This is a genomic window from Paraplanobispora takensis (genome assembly GCF_016863195.1).
Taxonomy (GTDB): Bacteria; Actinomycetota; Actinomycetes; order Streptosporangiales; family Streptosporangiaceae; genus Planobispora; species Planobispora takensis.
Genome location: NZ_BOOK01000012.1, coordinates 56,479 through 73,593, shown reverse-complemented (window position 1 = coordinate 73,593; position 17,115 = coordinate 56,479). Strand labels below are relative to the sequence as shown.

Genomic DNA, 17,115 nt, shown 5'->3' with positions numbered 1-17,115 from the left:
AAGGCAGACCACGAAAAACCCGGACCAGGTTCTACGAGGAGCCAAGGAAACCATGCCTCTCACCAGTTCGCCGAACGGTCACTCGATCAACGGCGCCGGCAACACCGTCAACTTCGAGACCCCGCGCCCGGCGGCCTCGCGTTCCGCGGGCTCCCGCGCCGACAACGACGCCCGCCGCCGGGCCCGCTCCGTGGCCAAGCAGCAGCAGGCCGCCGAGCGCATCGCCGCGGCCACCGCGGAGATCTCCGCGCAGAACGCCCAGGCCGCCGAGGCCTCGCGCCAGCTGCGCGACGCGATGCAGCAGATCGCCTCCGGCGCCGAGGAGGCCTCCAGCGCCACCCAGCAGAGCCTCGCCGTCGTCACCAAGGTCGAGGAGCGCATCAAGATCCAGCAGCAGGCCACCGGCAAGATCGAGGAGGTCAGCAGCGCACTGCAGCGCCTGCTGGTCGAGACCAAGACCGGCATCGACGCCATGCTGCGCAACGTCGAGAGCGCCTCCGACCGGCAGGCCAGCTCGGTGAAGGTCATCAGCGAGCTGGAGAAGCAGGCCGACGAGATCGGGGAGATCGTCAAGACGGTCGCCCACATCGCCGACCAGACCAACCTGCTGGCGCTGAACGCCGCCATCGAGGCCGCCCGCGCCCGCCAGCACGGCAAGGGCTTCGCGGTCGTGGCCGACGAGGTGCGCACCCTGGCCGAGACCAGCGAGCGCAGCGCCCGCCAGATCCGCGACCTCATCGACGAGGTGCGCCAGGGCGTCAACACCGTCGCCGCCAGCGTGCAGCAGTCCGCCGAGACCGCCCGCGGCGAGGTCGAGAAGGGCAAGGCGATCACCGCCCAGCTCGACCAGATCCGCGAGGACATGACGCAGATCATGGAGGGCGCGACCGAGATGGCCGCCGCCTCCGCCCAGGCCGAGAAGGCCGCCGCCGACGCCAAGGTCCGCTCCGAGGAGATCGCCGCCGCCGCCGAGCAGCAGTCGGCCGCCACCGAGGAGTCCCTGCAGACCGTCGGCCAGCAGGGCGCCGCGCTGCAGCAGAGCGAGCAGGCCGCCGAGGAGCTGGCCGAGATCGCCGACGGGCTGCGCACCAGCACCGACGTCAGCAAGAGCGCCGAGGAGGTGGCCTCGGCCGCCGAGGAGCTGTCGGCCGCCGTCGAGGAGATCAACCGGGCCGCCGCCCAGATCTCCACCGCGATCGCCCAGATCTCCTCCGGCGCCCAGAGCGCCGCCGGCAAGGCTCAGGACGCCGCGGGCGCGCTGGTGCAGATCGAGCAGGGCGCCCAGCTGGCCCAGAACCGCGGCGGCGCCGCGGTCGAGAAAGCCGACACCATGATCCAGCTCCTGGTCGAGAACAAGGAGTCCGTCGACGCCACCATCGAGGCGATCGCCGGGGCGGCCCGCGCCGGCATGGACAGCGCCCGCCAGGTCGTCGAGCTGGAGCTGGTCTCCCGGCGGATCGACAAGATCGTGGACGCCATCGCGAACGTGTCCATCCAGACCAACATGCTGGCCGTCAACGGCTCGGTCGAGTCGGCCCGCGCCGGCGAGTTCGGCAAGGGCTTCGCCGTGGTCTCCACCGACATCCGCAACCTGGCCCGCGACTCGGCCGAGAACGCCGACCGCATCAAGGACCTGGTCAAGGCGGTGCAGGACCGCATCGTCGAGGTCCGCGCCGACCTGGAGGAGACCAGCCGGCTGGCCCTGGCCGAGGTGGAGGCCGCCAAGGCGACCACCTCCCGCCTGGTGGAGATCGAGCACGACATGGCCGAGGTCCGCTCCGGCAACGCGCTGGTGCGCGACTCCGCCCAGGAGATCGCCGCCGCCATGGGCCAGGTCAAGACCGGCCTCGACCAGATCTCCGCGGCGGCCACCGAGTCCGACCAGCTCGCCGGGCAGGCCGCCGCCGCGGCCAAGCAGCAGGCGCAGGGCGCCGAGGACCTCGCCGCGGCCGTCGAGGAGATCGCGGCACTCGCCGACGACCTCCAGAACAGCAACTGACGGAGCCGGCGATGGCGAGAAAGAAGAAGGAGGACACGATGAGTGACCTCGACGAGCGCGAGACGAGCGCGCCGGAGCCCGACGGCCTGTCCGTCGTGGAGGCCGACGACGCCGGCAGCGCCGACTACGTCACCTTCGACATGGACGGCGAGCGCTACGCGTTCCCGATGGACCGGGTCCAGGAGATCATCCGGATGCCCGACCTGGTCCGGGTCCCGCTGGGACCGGCCAGCCTGGAGGGCCTGGCCAACCTGCGCGGCCGGGTGCTGCCGGTGGTGAGCCTGCGCTCCTGCTGCGCCCTGGCCGACGCCGAGCACGACGAGACGACCCGCGTGATCGTGGTCGACGGCGGGGTCCCGCTGGGCTTCGTGGTCGACCGCGTGGCCAGCGTGGTCAGCGTCGACCGCGAGGCGGTGGAGCCGGCCGACACGGTGCAGGCCACGGTGAACTCCGACATCCTGGTCGGGGTCATCAAGTCCGGCGGTGAGGAGATGACCACCATCCTGGACGTGGACCGCCTGGTGGGCACGCAGTTCGCGCTGCTGGCCCGGCACCGCGGCGCGGGTGACTCCCGCACCGCCGCCACGGCGGCCGACGAGGGCGCCTCCGACGACCTCGCCGACACCCTGGAGCTGGTCAGCTTCACCGTCGACGGCCAGGAGTACGCGCTGCCCATCGACCGGGTGCAGGAGATCGTCCAGGCCCCCGAGGAGGTCAGCCGGATCCCGAACGCCGGCCGGAACGTGCTGGGTGTCATGGACCTGCGCGGCAGGCTCCTGCCGGTGCTCAGCATGCGCCGCGTGTTCGGGCTGGAGGTCACCCCGCTGGAGCCGCGCAACCGCATCGTCGTGGTGTCGCTGGGCGGCGAGAGCGTGGTCGGCGTGGTCATGGACACGGTGCGCGAGGTTCTGCGCGTGCCCCACGACCTGGTCGCCGCGCTGCCCGACGTGGTCGGCACGGCCGGGCGCGCCACCGAGGTCGAGTCGGTCTGCCGGCTCGACGACGGCAAGCGCCTGGTGTCGGTGCTGAGCATCGACCGGATGTTCGACTCCGCGACGCAGGCGGAGCTCGCCGCTCACCTCGACGGCTTCGAGGCGGAGGAGACGACGGAAGGAGAGCCGCAGATGGACATCGCCGACGACGGCCGCGGGGACGAGGAGCTCTTCGTCGTCTTCCGGCTCGACGAGGAGGAGTACGCGGTCGACGTGGACGCGGTCCAGGAGATCATCCGGGTTCCGGAGAGCCTGATCCGGGTGCCGAAGACCTACGAGTTCGTCGAGGGCCTGGTCAACCTGCGCGGCACGGTGCTGCCGGTGGTCGACCTGCGCACGCGTCTGGGCCTGGAGCGCTCCGAGCGCGACGACCGCCAGCGCATCGTGGTGCTGATCATCGGCGGCGTGCGCACCGGATTCGTCGTCGACTCCGTCGCCGAGGTCGCCCGGGTGGCCAAGTCCGTGCTGGAGCCGGCTCCGGAGCTCTCGGCCGAGCAGGCCAGCCTGGTCACCAGGGTGGCCAACCTGCCCGAGCAGCAGCGCATGCTCATGCTCGTGCAGGCCGACCAGCTGCTGGCCGCCGAGCAGGCGCAGGCGCTGAGCAAGGTGACGTCCAAGCCCGCCCTCGCAGCCGCCTGAACGGAAGGAAGGTCATGTCCGCCACGAGCGTCCTCGTCGTCGACGACTCCGCCCTGATGCGCAAGGTCATCAAGCGGATCCTCACCGACACCGGAGACTTCGAGGTGCACACGGCACGCAACGGGGTGGACGCGCTCGACCAGGTCCAGCGCGTCCAGCCCGACGTGGTCACCCTCGACGTCAACATGCCGGAGATGGACGGCCTGACGTGCCTGACGGAGATCATGAGGCAGGATCCGCGACCCGTGGTCATGGTCTCCTCCCTCACCGACGAGGGCGCCCTCGTCACCCTGGAGGCGCTGGCCGCCGGGGCCGTGGACTACGTGGCCAAGCCCGGCGGCACGGTCTCCCTCAATCTGGAGGACGTCGCCGCCGAACTGGTCGCCAAGGTCCGCGCGGCCTCTGCGGCGCGGGTGCGCCGCAGCGGCGGCCTGGCCGCCCGGCTGCGCACCCAGCGCACGCGGATCACCGAGGCCTCCTCGGCCTCGGCCTCCGCCTCCGTCCCCGGCCGCCGGCGCGCCTCCGCGCTCCGGACGGAGGCCGCTCCGGCCGACGCGGTGCTGATCGGCTCCTCCACCGGCGGGCCGGTCCTGCTGTCGGAGATCCTCTCCCGGCTGCCGCGTTCCTTCCCCGCCCCGATCGTGGTGGCCCAGCACATCCCGGCCTCCTTCACCGCGGCCCTGGCCAAGCGGCTGGACGCGGCGTGCGAGCTGAACGTGCACGAGGTCACCCGGTCGATGCCGATGCGGCCCGGCAACATCTACATCGGGCGCGGCGACGCCGACGTCGTCATCGCCCGCGGCCTCGACGGCCTGGTGGTCAAGTCCGTGCCGGCCGGCTCCTCCTACCGCTGGCACCCGAGCGTGGACCGGCTGGTGGCCTCCGCCACCCGCTGCATCGACCCCGGACGCCTGGTCTGCGTGCAGCTGACCGGGATGGGCGACGACGGCGCCGAGGAGATGACCGCGGTCAAGGCCGCCGGCGGGCGCACCCTCGCCGAGGCCGAGGAGACCGCGGTGGTCTGGGGCATGCCGGGCGACCTCGTCCGCCGGGGCGGCGCCACGGTCGTACTGCCCAACCAGCAGATCGCACAACACCTCATCGACTGGGTCCGCTGACCGGACCCCCCTTGCGAAGGAAGACATCATGGCACTCGTCCGCCGTGCGGTGGACACCCCACCGCAGGCCCCCGACACCGACCCGCGCCTGCTCATCGCGGCGCTGACCGACGCCGACGCCGACCGCCGGCGCCGTGCCGCGCTCGCGCTCGGCGCCGAGCCCACGGCTGTCCCGGCCCTGCTGGAGCGGGTGGCGGTGGAGGAGGACGCCGCCGTGCGCGAGGCCGTGCTGACCGTACTGGCCGCCCGTGACGAGGCCGAGGTGGCCACCGGCCTGGCGGTGCACCTGCGCAGCGACGACGCCGCGCTGCGCACCGCCGTGGTGGAGGCGCTGGCGGCGATGCCCAACGGCGTGGCGCCGCTGCTGCCGCAGCTGGTCCTCGACCCCGACCACGACGTGCGGATCCTGACCGCCATGGTCATGGCCGACCTGGCCAGCCCCGAGGCCGTGCGGTGGCTGGTGGAGATGGTCTCCGCCGACCGGCACCCCAACGTGGTGGCCTCCGCCGTCGACGCGCTGCTGCCGCTGGCCGGCGCCGAGCACCGGGCGCTGCTGCAGGCCGTCGGCGAGCGGTTCCGGGACGACCCCTTCCTGCGCTTCACCATCGACGCGGCGCTGCCGTCCCTGGACGGGTGAGCGCCGTCATGAACATGACCGTGACCTCCGGGGACTCCGGGACCGAGGGCGGCTTCGTCCTGAGCGACACCGACTTCGAGCGGTTCCGCGAGTTCTTCTACCGCCGCACCGGCATCCAGTTCGCCCCGTCCAAGCGCTACTTCGTCGACAAGCGGGTGGGCGCCTGCATCCAGGACTCCGGCGAGGGCGACTTCGCCTCCTGGTTCTCCTCGATCCGGCTGGGCATCCGCCCGGAGCTGGTCCAGAAGATGATCAACCAGCTCACCGTCAACGAGACGTACTTCCTGCGCGAGGACTACCAGTTCGACAGCCTGCTGAACTCGGTCCTGCCCTCGGTGATGACGCAGCGCGCCCGCACCGGGCAGACCGGGCCGGTGCGGATCCTGTCCCTGCCGTGCTCGACCGGCGAGGAGCCGTACTCCATCGCGCTGCGCCTGCTGGAGGAGTGGCCGCTGATCGACAGCGTCGACGTGGAGATCCACGCCGCCGACATCGACACCAACGTGCTGGCCCACGCCCAGCGCGGCATCTACGGCACCCGGTCGCTGCAGCGGGTCCCGCCGACCTGGCTGGCGCGGCACTTCGCCCCGACGGGCGGCGGGTACCACCAGATCTCCGCCGACATCCGCTCGGCCATCTCGTTCGCGCAGATCAACATCACCGACACCGAGCAGATGCGCTCGTTCGAGATGTTCGACGTGATCTTCTGCAGGAACGTGCTGATCTACTTCGACGAGCTGTCCAGCCGTCGCGCCGCCGAGAACCTCTACGGCGCTCTGCGCCCGGGCGGCTACCTGTTCCTCGGCCATTCCGAGTCGATGAGCCGGATCTCACCCATCTTCGCACCGTGCCGCCTTCCCGAGGGCCTGGTGTACCAGCGACCGACCACCGGAGTGACCCGATGAGCACCGACCGCACCCCCCACGTCCTCGTCGTCGACGACGCCGCGACCGTGCGCTACTACCACCGGCAGCTGCTGTCGGAGGCGGCCTTCCGGGTCAGCGAGGCGGTCAACGGCCTGGAGGCGGTCGAGCTCGCCCTGCAGACCCCGTTCGACCTGTTCGTGGTGGATGTGAACATGCCCAAGATGGACGGCTACGCCTGCGTGGAGGCGCTTCGGGGCGAGCCGGTCGGCACGGACGCGCCGATCATCATGGTCAGCACCGAGGACGGCGTCCACGACGCCGACCGGGCCTACGCCGCCGGCGCCAACCTCTATCTGGTCAAGCCGGTCGACGGCGCCCGCCTGGTACGGCTGGCCACCATGCTCACCGCCACCGCGCCGGTCCGGGAGGAGACGCCGTGAACCCCCTGCTCGCCCAGTTCCTGGCCGAGGCCGACGACCTGCTCTCGCAGGTGGACGAGGGCCTGCTGCGGCTGGAGCGCGAACCGCACGACGCCGACCTCGTCAACGAGGTCTTCCGGGCCGCGCACACCATCAAGGGCTCCTCGGGACTGTTCGACTTCCCCGAGCTGACCCGGCTCACCCACGCCGCCGAGGACCTGCTGGACGCCGTGCGCGGCGGCCGGCTGGAGCTCGACGCGACCATGACGGACGACCTGCTGGCCGCCTTCGACCTCATGCGGGGCTGGCTGGCCCACGTCACCACCACCGAGCGGCTGCCGTCCTCGGCCAACGCCGACGGCGCGGTGCTGATCGGCCGCCTGCGCGCCCCGCTGGGCGGTCAGGACTCCCCGGCTCCGGCCGGGCACGGCCCGCAGGCCGCCCCGGCACCCGCCGCGACCGCGCCGCAGTGGGTGGGCGCGCTCGGCGAGGAGTGGCTGGAGACGACCGCCTCCTGGCTGGAGGCCACCTCCGCGAGCCTGCGCTTCGTGCGCTACACCCCGGAGGAGGACTGCTACTTCCGCGGCGAGGACCCGCTGCACCTGCTGCGCCAGGTCCCCGCGGCGGAGCGCTTCGTACCCGTGACCCCGGCCGCCTGGCCGCAGGCCGCCGAGTACGACGAGTACGCCTGCCTGCTGAGCTTCGTGCTCGCCACCCGGGCGGCGACCGGCGAGCTGGAGTACCTTTTCAGGTACGTCCCGGAGCAGGTGGAGATCGCCGACCTCGGCGCGACCGCCCTGACCCGCCTGCTCGCCGGGGAGGCCGCCGCGGTGGCCGAGGCCGGGATCCGGCTGGGCGACGCGGAGCAGGCCCAGGACGCGCGGGCCCTGCTGGAGGCGGCGCTGCACGTCCTGTCCGCCCTGCCGCAGGAGGCGGCCGCCCGCGCGGCCCGCGTCTCCTCGGTGGAGCGGGCGGTCCAGTCCGTCGCCCGCGCCCTGGGGCGCGACGTGGAGTTCCCCGCGCACGACGCCGAGAGCGTCGAAGCCGCGGCCCGCGCGCTGCTCGCCGCGCTGGAGACGGCGGTCGTCGCGGAGGAGGCCGTACCGGCTCCCGCCGAGGAGACCGTACGGTCGCTCGCACCCGCCGGCCCCGCGGAGGAGACGGCCCCGGCCGCGCTCCACCCCGCCGACGGCGCCGCGGACGGCGGCAAGGTCGGGTCGCGGACCCTGAAGGTCGAGCAGGAGAAGGTCGACCGGCTGATGGAGCTGGTGGGCGAGCTGAACGTGGCCAAGAACGCGCTGACCTTCCTGGCCGCCTCGGCCGAGGAGGAGTTCGGCAACCGGATCCTGGGACGGCGGATCAAGGACCAGTACGCCGGGATGCACCGCATCGCCGAGGAACTGCAGGCCGCCGTGATGGACGTGCGGATGCTGCCCCTGTCGGTGGCCTTCGCCCGTTTCCCGCGCCTGGTGCGCGACCTGGGCCGCAAGCTCGGCAAGTCGGTCGAGCTGGTCACCGACGGTGAGGACACGATGGCCGACAAGGACGTCATCGAGGCCCTCGGCGACCCGCTGGTGCACCTGGTGCGCAACAGCCTCGACCACGGCGTCGAGGCGCCCAGGGTCCGGGTGGAGGCGGGCAAGGAGGCGACCGCGACGATCCGCCTGACCGCCGTCTCCGACGGGGACGCGGTCGTCATCGAGGTCGCCGACGACGGCGCGGGCGTGGACCCCGAGCGGGTCAAGCGCAAGGCCTATGAGAAGGGTCTCATCACCGAGGAGCAGCTGGAGACGCTTCCCGAGGCCGAGGCGGTGAACCTGCTGTTCCTGCCGGGCTTCTCCACCGCGGAGACCGTCTCGGACGTCTCCGGCCGCGGAGTCGGCATGGACGCCGTCAAGGCCAGCGTCGAGCGGCTCGGCGGGACCGTCACGATGCGCTCCGAGCGGGGCGCCGGGACCGTCGTCCGGCTCCGGCTGCCGCTGTCCATGGCGGTGACCCAGGTGATGGTCTTCAGCGTCGCCGGGCAGCGCTTCGGCGTGCCGGTCGACGCGGTCGTGGAGACCGTACGGGTGCCCGCGGGCGAGATCGGGCGGGTGCTGCGCCAGGAGGTGATCCAGCTGCGCGGCGAGGTCGTGCCGGTGGTCGACCTGGCCGGCACGCTGCGCATGCCGTGGTCCCCCGCCGGAGCCACCCGCGACGTGCTGGTGATGTGGGTGGGCGGCCAGAAGGTGGGCCTGCTGGTCGAGCGCTTCCACCGTGAGGTCGATGTGATCCTCAAGCCGATGGAAGGCCTGCTGGCCGACCATCCGGCCTTCTCCGGGACCGCCCTGCTCGGGGACGGCCTGGTCCTGCTGGTTCTCAACATGAAGGAGGTGCTCGGCGTTGCCGCTCACGCTGCGTGACAACACCGCGACCATCACCGGGACGCTGACCGTCGAGGAGGTGGAGCCGCTGGCCGGCTGGCTGCGCTCCACCGACCGGCCGCGGGTGAACCTGCGAGGTTGCACCCATTTGCATACCGGAGCGCTCCAGCTCCTGCTCTTCTTCCGGCCGACAGTGGTGAGCAGGCCACTTGACCCGTTTCTCTCCACTCACATCATGCCCCTGCTGGGGAAAAGAAACAAAGAATTGGAAGCTTCATCATGAAAACCATCATGCTCGTCGACGACTCAGCCACCATGCTCATGAGCATCAAGTCGGTGCTCGTCAAGGCCGGCTACGGCGTGGAAACCGCCTCCCACGGCAAGGAGGCCCTCACTAAGATCACCGGCGGCCTGCGCCCGGACCTGATCATCAGTGACGTGAACATGCCGCAGATGGACGGCATCACCTTCACCCGCGAGGTCCGCAAGACCGCCGGGATGCGCTTCACCCCGATCCTGATGCTCACCACGGAGTCCGAGGCCGGGAAGCGCGCCGAGGGCAAGGCCGCCGGCGCCACGGGCTGGCTCGTCAAGCCGGTCCAGTCCGACCAGTTGCTCGGTGTCATCAAGCAGGTTGTACCGGGCGCCTGAGGGCTCCGGCGACACGAGGGGGAATCCGATGTTCGGCTGGGGGCGAAAGTTGACCCGGCGCCGTCCCGCGGCCGTGGAACCGGCACGCGCCGACGGAGAAGTGATCGCGCGCGCGCTCTCCCCGCTGCCCGCGTACTGCGACGTCATGACGGCGCACCTGAAGGACATCGTCGACTACACCGAGGAGTCGGCGATGACGACCCTCGGGCGCATGGAGGAGGTCGACGCGCTCGCCGGGACGATGGCCGGCGACGTGGCCAGCCTGGCCAGGGCGGTCGACATGACCCAGCGCCAGCTCGGGGAGATGAGCGAGTCCAACAGCCGGCTCGTGCTCGGCCTCATCCGCTACTTCGCCCAGCGCGACCACCGCATGGCCGAGCTGGTGGAGGAGGTGCGCGGCCTGAACCGCCACGTCGCGGCGATCGACGCCGTCAGCCGGGCCACGAACATCCTGGCGCTGAACGCGAAGATCGAGGCGACCCGCGCGGGCGAGGCCGGAAAGGGCTTCTCCGTCGTGGCCGACGAGGTGCGCGAGCTGGCCGAGGAGTCGAGCAAGGCCGCCCAGGACATCGGCTCCAGCATCAGGGAGCTGACCAACCGGCTGCACCTGGCCATCACCGACGACAGCTCGGTGGAGGCCGACATGGCCGCCGAGTTCGACCTCGGGTCCGTCATGACGGGCCAGGAGACGGCGGTGACCCGGCGGCTGCTCAGCGTCGTGGAGACCCAGCGCAGGCTGGGCGAGATGTTCGACGAGGTGCTCACCGACACCGTCAACGCGGCCGACCAGGTCTCGCGTACCTCCTCGGCGCTGACCCACAGCACCACCGAGGCGGTCGGCGAGATCCAGAGCCAGGACATCAGCCGGCAGATGATCGAGCACGTCGGCACCGCCGTGGAGGAGGTCCAGCGGCAGGTGCAGGACGTCGTGGGCTACACCCGCGGCGAGACCGCGGCCGAGGACCTGCTGGCGGGCGTCCAGCACGTCGACGAGCTGCGCGACCGCCACGTGATGGCCCGCCAGCGCGCCAGCCACGCCGCCGCCACGGGCACCGCCGTGGCCCAGACGGCCCTGCCCGCGATCGAGCTGTTCTGAGCCCGCACCGGCTCCGCGCCCGTACGGCCCGCGACCGGGCGCTCCTCAGGCCAGCGCGTCGATCTCGGCCAGCAGTTCCCGCTTGGCCCCGGGGCCGAGGTAGGAGGCGGTGACCGCGTTGCGGGCCAGGGCGGCCAGGGCTGTGCGGTCGAGGCCGAAGACGTCGGCGGCGACGCGGTACTCGTCGGTCAGCGTGGTGGCGAACATGGGCGGGTCGTCGCTGTTGAGCGTGACGAACAGCCCTTCCCGCAGCAGGCGCGGCAGCGGGTGGTCCTCGATGCGGGCCACCTGGCCGGTGCGCACGTTGGAGGTGGGGCAGACGTCCAGCGGGATCCGCCTCTCGCGCAGGTGCGCCACCAGGCGGGGGTCGTCCAGGCAGGAGATGCCGTGCCCGACGCGCTCGGCGCCGAGGTGGTCGACGACCTCCCAGACGGTCTCCGGGCCGGTCATCTCCCCCGCGTGCGGGACGCTGTGCAGGCCGGCGGCCGTGGCCGCGCGGAAGGCGTCCCGGAAGGCGTCGCGGTGGCGCACGCGTTCCTGCTCGATCCCGGCCAGGCCGAAGGCCACCAGATCCCGGGGAGGTTCCCCGAGGGCGTGGTCCAGAGTGATCCGGGCGGCCTCGGCGCCGTACTCGCCGGGGATGTCGAAGATGTAGCCGACCCGCACGCCGTGCTCCTCCAGTGAGCGCCGGGCGGCGATGTCCAGCGCCTCGGTCACGGCCCGCATCGGCATGCCGACCACGTGGTGGGCGTACGGCGTGACCGTCACCTCGACGTAGCGCCCGTTCTGCCCGGCCAGGTCCCTGGCCAGGCCCGTCACCAGGGTGGCCACGTCCTCGGGCTCGCGGACCAGCGCGTTGACCCTCTGGTAGACCCGGGCGAAGTCCGCGAAGTCGCGGAAGACGTAGAACGCCCGCAGTTCCTCCTCCGTGGTCGGCACCCCGCTGCCGGGATGCCGGCGCGACAGCTCCAGGACGGTCGGCACGGAGGCGGAGCCGATGAGGTGGACGTGGAGTTCGACCTTGGGCAGGGCGTCGATGAACGCGTGGATCGTCATGGCGCCGAACCTAGGCATCGCCCGCCAGGGACGCCAGACTTTCGGCGTTAATCTCACATAAATCTGTAAGATTATCTATCAGGGGCTCAGGGCCACGTCCCCGGGCACATATGGGATTCTCCGGCGCTACGTCCTCCCCCTGGACGGGTGAACTGGCGCATAGTGGGTTCCAAGGGCAACTCGATACCCCCCACGGAGGCCGCCCGTGTTCGAGCGTTTCACCGACCGTGCCCGCCGCGTCGTGGTCCTGGCCCAGGAGGAGGCCCGCCGGCTCAGCCACAACTACATCGGCACCGAGCATCTGCTGCTCGGCCTGGTCGGAGAGGAGGACGGCGCCGCCGCCCGCGCGCTGCAGAGCTTCGACGTCAGCCGTGAGCAGGTCCGCAGCGACATCGAGGAGATCATCGGTCAGGGGTCGGGCGCCGTGTCCGGGCACATCCCCTTCACCCCGCGCGCCAAGAAGGTGCTGGAGCTGTCCCTGCGGGAGGCCCTCAACATGCACCACAGCTACATCGGGACCGAGCACATCCTGCTGGGCCTGATCCGCGAGGGCGAGGGCGTGGCGGCGCAGGTGCTCACCAAGCAGGGGGTGCGGCTGGAGGCCGTGCGGAGCGCCGTGATCGCGTTGATCGAGCGGGGCGGCCGGCGCGAGCGCGTCTCCACCTCCGAGGAGGCGTTCTTCTCCACCGGACTGTCGTTCAGCGCGAAGCTGGACCGCATCCAGGAGAGCCTGGACCGGATCGAACGGCGCCTGGACGCCATGGGGGCCCCGGCCGATCCCGGGGAGCCGCAGAGCGGCGCGCCCGGTGAGGAGCCTCCGCAGGAGAGGCGAGAGCAGAACGGATGACCTTCCGGTCCGGAGGCCCTGAGCTCCTCCGGACCGGAAAGCCGAAGTGACGGGTCAGCTCGGGGATGCCGTCGCCATCACGCCTATCGCCAGCCTGGCCTCGACCACGCCGGGGTCCTCGGTGTAGCTCAGGGTCGCGCCGAGCGAGAGCAGAAGCCTGCGCATGCGCGCGTTGTCCGACAGCAGGGTCGCCTTCACCTCCGCGAAGCCCAGGTCCCTGGCCTGGGCGACGAGCATCCTGGCCAGCGCCGCGCCCAGGCCCCTGCCCTGCCAGCGGTCCTCGATCAGGAAGGCCATCTCGGCGATCCCGGGGTCGGGGGTGAACATCAGGTTGGCCAGGGCGACCACCTGCCCGTCGAACCCGGCGACCAGGGAGTGGCCGCGGGTGCGGTCGCACAGTCGCTCGAAGATGCGGGGCGGCAGCGCGGGCATCGCGGTGAAGTAGCGGAAGCGGCGGCTCTCGGGCGAGCAGCGCTCGTGCAGGTCGCGCACGGCCTCGCGGTACATCATGGTGAGCGGCCTGACCTGCGTCTCGGTGCCGTCGGCCAGCTTGACGGCCCGCTCGGCCGAGGCGGCGGCCTCGGCCGGGGGCTGCGCCAGCCGTACGAAGGAGGCGGCCCGGGCGGCCTCGGTCAGGGTGAAGGGCAGCTCGGCGCGGCGCAGCCGGATCGCCCGTCGCGGGGCGACCGGCACGGTCAGCAGGGTCGGGTCGGGCAGGTCGCTCATCTCCGCACCATAGACCCACCGGGCGTCGTCGGCGCGCAGCAGCTCGGCCAGGAGCTGAGGCAGCCGCCAGGGCGCCGAGCGCAGGCGGGAGGCGAGCAGGAGCACGCGGGTGGGCTCGTCGGTCAGCTCGTGGGCGGTGGCCGCCACCACCTGGACCCGGCGCCCGCCGGCCGCCTCCAGGGCCTCGCGCACGACCTCGGGCGCGGCCGGGATCTCCGCGACGAACTCGTCCACCGTGCCGTCGACGTCCGGCTGGACGCTCAGGCCGAGGATGTTGCCGCCCTTCTCCGCGAGCGCGGCGGCCAGCGACGCCAGCCGTCCCGGTCGCTCGTCAACCGTCGTACGAATCCGCAGAAACCCCATCAGAACGCTCCCTCCGTCGGAGAACATCCTGCTGGAGGCCTGTTACGGCACCGCTACGCGGAAGTGAGACCGCCGTTACGCCGGGGAAGATCACTCATGATGCGGTTGTACAACGGTTTTCGTCGCAAGCTATGTCCAGATTGACGGATATAGCAGGATATGGGGCCATGAGTACGCGTGTTCCCTTGTCTGAGGACTTCGTCAACGGAGACGTCTCCTTCTGGTTCCGATCGTCCGGCCTGCCGGCTCCGGGCGCCCCGCTCGACGGCGACCTGGACGCCGACGTCGTGATCGTCGGTGCCGGGTACACCGGGTTGTGGACCGCGTACTACCTGAAGAAGGCCGATCCGTCCCTGCGCGTGGTGGTGCTGGAGAAGGAGTTCGCCGGGTACGGCGCCTCCGGGCGCAACGGCGGGTGGCTGGTCGGCGAGCTGGCCGGGACCCCCGAGCGCTATGCCGGGACGCACGGCGAGGAGGCCGCCAGGCGCTTCCAGCGGGTGATGTTCGAGACGATCGACGAGGTCATCGCCGTCGCGGCCGATGAGGGCATCGACGCCGACATCGTCAAGGGCGGGGTCACCACCGTCTCCACCAACGCCGCCCAGGACCGCAGGCTGCACGAGCTGATCGCCCACTCGCGCCGCTGGGGCTGGACCGAGGACGACCTGCGCCTGCTGGAGCCCGCCGAGCGGGAGGAGCGCCTGCGGGTGGCGGGCGCGGTGAACGCCGTCTGGAGCCCGCACTGCGCCCGGATCCAGCCGGCCGGTCTGGTGCGGGGGCTGGCCGGCACGGTGCGGGCCCTCGGCGTGGAGATCTACGAGCGGACCCCGGTCACCGAGATCGTCCCGCGCGCGGCGCGCACGCCGTACGGCACGGTCCGCGCGCGGCACGTCATCCGCGCCACCGAGGGCTTCACCGCGGGACTGAAGCAGTACCACCGGGCCTGGCTGCCGATGAACAGCTCGATGATCGTCACCGAGCCGCTGGGCGCGCTGTGGGACTCCATCGGCTGGCAGGGCTGCGAGCTGCTGGGCGACATGGCGCACTACTACATGTACGCCCAGCGGACCGCCGACGGCCGCATCGCCTTCGGCGGGCGGGGCAAGCCCTATCTGTACGGCTCCCGCGTCGACGACCGGGGGCACACCCACGAGTGGACCGTCGAGGCGCTGTGGGAGCTGCTGACCGGGATGTTCCCGGCGGTGCGGGAGTCCGCCGTCGCCCACGCCTGGTCCGGGGTGCTGGGCGTGCCCCGGGACTGGTGCTCCACCGTCCACCTCGACCGCTCCACCGGGATCGGCTGGGCCGGCGGCTACACCGGCCACGGCGTGGCCACCGCCAACCTGGCCGGCCGTACCCTGCGCGACCTGATCCTGGGCGAGGACACCGAGCTGACCCGCCTGCCGTGGGTGGACCGCAAGGTGCGAAGCTGGGAGGTCGAGCCGCTGCGGTGGATCGGCGTGCACACCATGTACGACCTGTACCGCCGGGCCGACGCCCGGGAGAAGGCCGGCCTCGGCCGCACCTCCGTACTGGCCCGCGTGGCCGACTCCATCACCGGCCGCTGAACTTCACCGGATCGTCCGGATGAGAAGGAGAGACAGTGACCCACCTGCCCACCCTCGCCGCCACGGCGGTGAGGGCGTGACAGACCTGCTGTTCCGCGGCGGCCGGGCCTTCCTGGCCGCGGGCTCGTTCGCCGAGGCCGTCCTGGTCCGTGACGGCCGGATCGCCGCGGCGGGGACCGAGGCCGACGTCGTACGGCTGGCGGGCCCCGGATGCGAGACCGTGGACCTCGACGGCGGCCTGCTGATCCCCGGGGTCACCGACGCCCACATGCACCCGGTCCAGGCCGGGCTGGAGCGGGCCAAGTGCGACCTGTCGCACGTCTACGGCCTGGACGAGTACGTCGCGAAGGTCCACGAGTACGCCGCCGCCCACCCCGGCCACGAGTGGATCGACGGCGGCGGCTGGGACATGTCGGCCTTCCCCGGCGGCCTGCCGCACCGCTCGCAGCTCGACTCCGTCGACCGGCCGGTCTATCTGATCCAGCGCGACCACCACGCCGCCTGGGTCAACACCCGGGCCCTGGAGATCGCCGGGATCACCCGCGACACCCCGGACCCGGCCGACGGCCGCATCGAGCGCGACGCCGACGGCACCCCGAGCGGCGTGCTGCACGAGGGCGCGATGGACCTGGTGGGCCTGCTCACCCCGCGCCCGACCGAGCAGGACCTGATGGACGCGCTGATGGACGCCCAGCAGCACCTGTTCTCCCTGGGCATCACCGGCTGGCAGGACGCCATCGTCGGCTCCTACGCGGGCTCGGACGACCAGCTGCCCACCTATGTGGCGGCGGCGGCCGCGGGCAGGCTCAGGGCCCGGGTCGTGGGCGCGCTGTGGTGGGACCGCACGCGCGGCGCCGAGCAGATCCCCGACCTGATCGAACGCCGCAAGTCCGCCGAGGGGCTGGAGACGTTCCGGGCCACCTCGGTGAAGATCATGCAGGACGGCATCGCCGAGAACTTCACCGCCGCGGTGATCGAGCCCTACTGCCGCTGCGGCGGGACCGGGCTGTCCTACGTCGATCCCGGGCTGCTGAAGGGCTACGTCGCCGAGCTGGACCGGCACGGTTTCCAGGTGCACTTCCACGCCATCGGCGAGCGGGCGGTGCGCGAGGCGCTCGACAGCTTCGAGGGCACCGACCCGGCCACCCGCGGGGAGCGCCGCCACCACATCGCGCACCTGCAGATCATCGAGCCGTCCGACGTGCCGCGCTTCGCCCGGCTCGGGGTGACCGCCAACCTGCAGCCGCTGTGGGCCACCCACCACGCCCAGATGGACGAGCTGACCATCCCGTTCCTGGGCGAGGAGCGCTCGGCGTGGCAGTACCCGTTCGCGGACCTGCTGCGGGCGGGCACCCGGTTCTGCGCCGGCAGCGACTGGCCGGTCTCGAACGCCGACCCGATCCAGGGCATGCACGTCGCGGTCAACCGCACCGAGCCGGGCACCTCGGTGCACGCGGACTATCCGACGGCGCAGACGCCGTTCCTGCCGGGGCAGAGCCTGGAGCTGGCCACGGCGCTGACGGCGTACACGGCCGGGTCGGCCTGGATCAACCACGACGACGAGGCGGGCGTCATCGCGGCCGGCAACCGCGCCGACCTCGTCGTCCTGGACCGCGACCCGTTCACCGAGCCGCAGGCCGACATCTGGCGGGCGAAGGTGGCCATGACCTTCGTCGGCGGACAGCAGGTCTACCGGGCCCGATGATCCGTCCTCCGGCCGGGGCCCGCGGGCCCCGGCCGGACCGGACTCCATCGTGCCCGCCGGAGGTCCGGCG

The 17,115-nt window shown here is 72.0% G+C and carries 14 protein-coding genes and 1 pseudogene; 13 read left to right on the top strand and 2 right to left on the bottom strand.

The window, feature by feature from the left end:
• Nucleotides 1-52 precede the first annotated feature (52 nt).
• From Pta02_RS09280 to Pta02_RS09235, 10 genes are all read left to right on the top strand, one after another.
• Nucleotides 53-1,999 (top strand): methyl-accepting chemotaxis protein, encoded by a 1,947-nt coding sequence (locus Pta02_RS09280; protein WP_203874305.1) that lies wholly within the window; start codon nucleotides 53-55, stop codon nucleotides 1,997-1,999.
• 11 nt (nucleotides 2,000-2,010) lie between these two features.
• Nucleotides 2,011-3,630, top strand: coding sequence for a chemotaxis protein CheW (locus Pta02_RS09275; protein ID WP_203874304.1), 1,620 nt, complete (start codon nucleotides 2,011-2,013; stop codon nucleotides 3,628-3,630).
• 14 nt (nucleotides 3,631-3,644) lie between these two features.
• Complete coding sequence (gene cheB / locus Pta02_RS09270) at nucleotides 3,645-4,748, top strand: chemotaxis-specific protein-glutamate methyltransferase CheB (RefSeq protein ID WP_203874303.1); 1,104 nt, start codon at nucleotides 3,645-3,647, stop codon at nucleotides 4,746-4,748.
• A gap of 28 nt (nucleotides 4,749-4,776) precedes the next feature.
• On the top strand, nucleotides 4,777-5,385 hold the full coding sequence (locus Pta02_RS09265) for a HEAT repeat domain-containing protein (protein ID WP_203874302.1): 609 nt from the start codon (nucleotides 4,777-4,779) through the stop codon (nucleotides 5,383-5,385).
• An 8-nt stretch (nucleotides 5,386-5,393) separates the two neighbouring features.
• On the top strand, nucleotides 5,394-6,290 hold the full coding sequence (locus Pta02_RS09260) for a CheR family methyltransferase (protein WP_203874301.1): 897 nt from the start codon (nucleotides 5,394-5,396) through the stop codon (nucleotides 6,288-6,290).
• Nucleotides 6,287-6,691 (top strand): response regulator, encoded by a 405-nt coding sequence (locus Pta02_RS09255; RefSeq protein ID WP_203874300.1) that lies wholly within the window; start codon nucleotides 6,287-6,289, stop codon nucleotides 6,689-6,691. Before Pta02_RS09260 ends, Pta02_RS09255 begins: the two co-directional genes overlap by 4 nt.
• The gene (locus Pta02_RS09250; RefSeq protein ID WP_203874299.1) at nucleotides 6,688-9,072 is read left to right on the top strand and encodes a chemotaxis protein CheA; all 2,385 of its coding nucleotides are present in this window, start codon (nucleotides 6,688-6,690) and stop codon (nucleotides 9,070-9,072) included. The genes Pta02_RS09255 and Pta02_RS09250 overlap by 4 nt, the downstream gene beginning before the upstream one ends.
• A complete protein-coding gene (locus tag Pta02_RS09245) occupies nucleotides 9,053-9,316 on the top strand; it encodes a hypothetical protein (protein ID WP_203874298.1) in 264 nt (87 codons plus the stop codon). The genes Pta02_RS09250 and Pta02_RS09245 overlap by 20 nt, the downstream gene beginning before the upstream one ends.
• Nucleotides 9,313-9,684, top strand: a complete 372-nt coding sequence (locus tag Pta02_RS09240) for a response regulator (protein WP_203874297.1) — start codon at nucleotides 9,313-9,315, stop codon at nucleotides 9,682-9,684. The genes Pta02_RS09245 and Pta02_RS09240 overlap by 4 nt, the downstream gene beginning before the upstream one ends.
• Before the next feature lie 100 nt (nucleotides 9,685-9,784).
• Nucleotides 9,785-10,780, top strand: a complete 996-nt coding sequence (locus Pta02_RS09235; protein ID WP_203874296.1) for a methyl-accepting chemotaxis protein — start codon at nucleotides 9,785-9,787, stop codon at nucleotides 10,778-10,780.
• Between the two features lie 45 nt (nucleotides 10,781-10,825).
• Here Pta02_RS09235 and add read toward each other — a convergent pair whose 3' ends face one another.
• The gene (add, locus tag Pta02_RS09230) at nucleotides 10,826-11,836 is read right to left on the bottom strand and encodes an adenosine deaminase (protein ID WP_203874295.1); all 1,011 of its coding nucleotides are present in this window, start codon (nucleotides 11,834-11,836) and stop codon (nucleotides 10,826-10,828) included.
• 205 nt (nucleotides 11,837-12,041) lie between these two features.
• Here add and Pta02_RS41865 point away from each other — a divergent pair.
• Nucleotides 12,042-12,512, top strand: a pseudogene (locus Pta02_RS41865) (Clp protease N-terminal domain-containing protein); the annotation flags it as partial.
• A gap of 225 nt (nucleotides 12,513-12,737) precedes the next feature.
• Here the strand turns inward: Pta02_RS41865 and Pta02_RS09220 are convergent.
• Entirely contained in the window at nucleotides 12,738-13,772 is a 1,035-nt protein-coding gene (locus tag Pta02_RS09220; protein WP_203874293.1) for a GNAT family N-acetyltransferase, read from the bottom strand.
• A gap of 167 nt (nucleotides 13,773-13,939) precedes the next feature.
• On the opposite strand from Pta02_RS09220, the gene Pta02_RS09215 reads away from it, so the two are divergent.
• On the top strand, nucleotides 13,940-15,340 hold the full coding sequence (locus tag Pta02_RS09215) for an NAD(P)/FAD-dependent oxidoreductase (RefSeq protein WP_203874292.1): 1,401 nt from the start codon (nucleotides 13,940-13,942) through the stop codon (nucleotides 15,338-15,340).
• A 76-nt stretch (nucleotides 15,341-15,416) separates the two neighbouring features.
• On the top strand, nucleotides 15,417-17,045 hold the full coding sequence (locus Pta02_RS09210; protein WP_203874291.1) for an amidohydrolase: 1,629 nt from the start codon (nucleotides 15,417-15,419) through the stop codon (nucleotides 17,043-17,045).
• Nucleotides 17,046-17,115 lie beyond the last annotated feature (70 nt).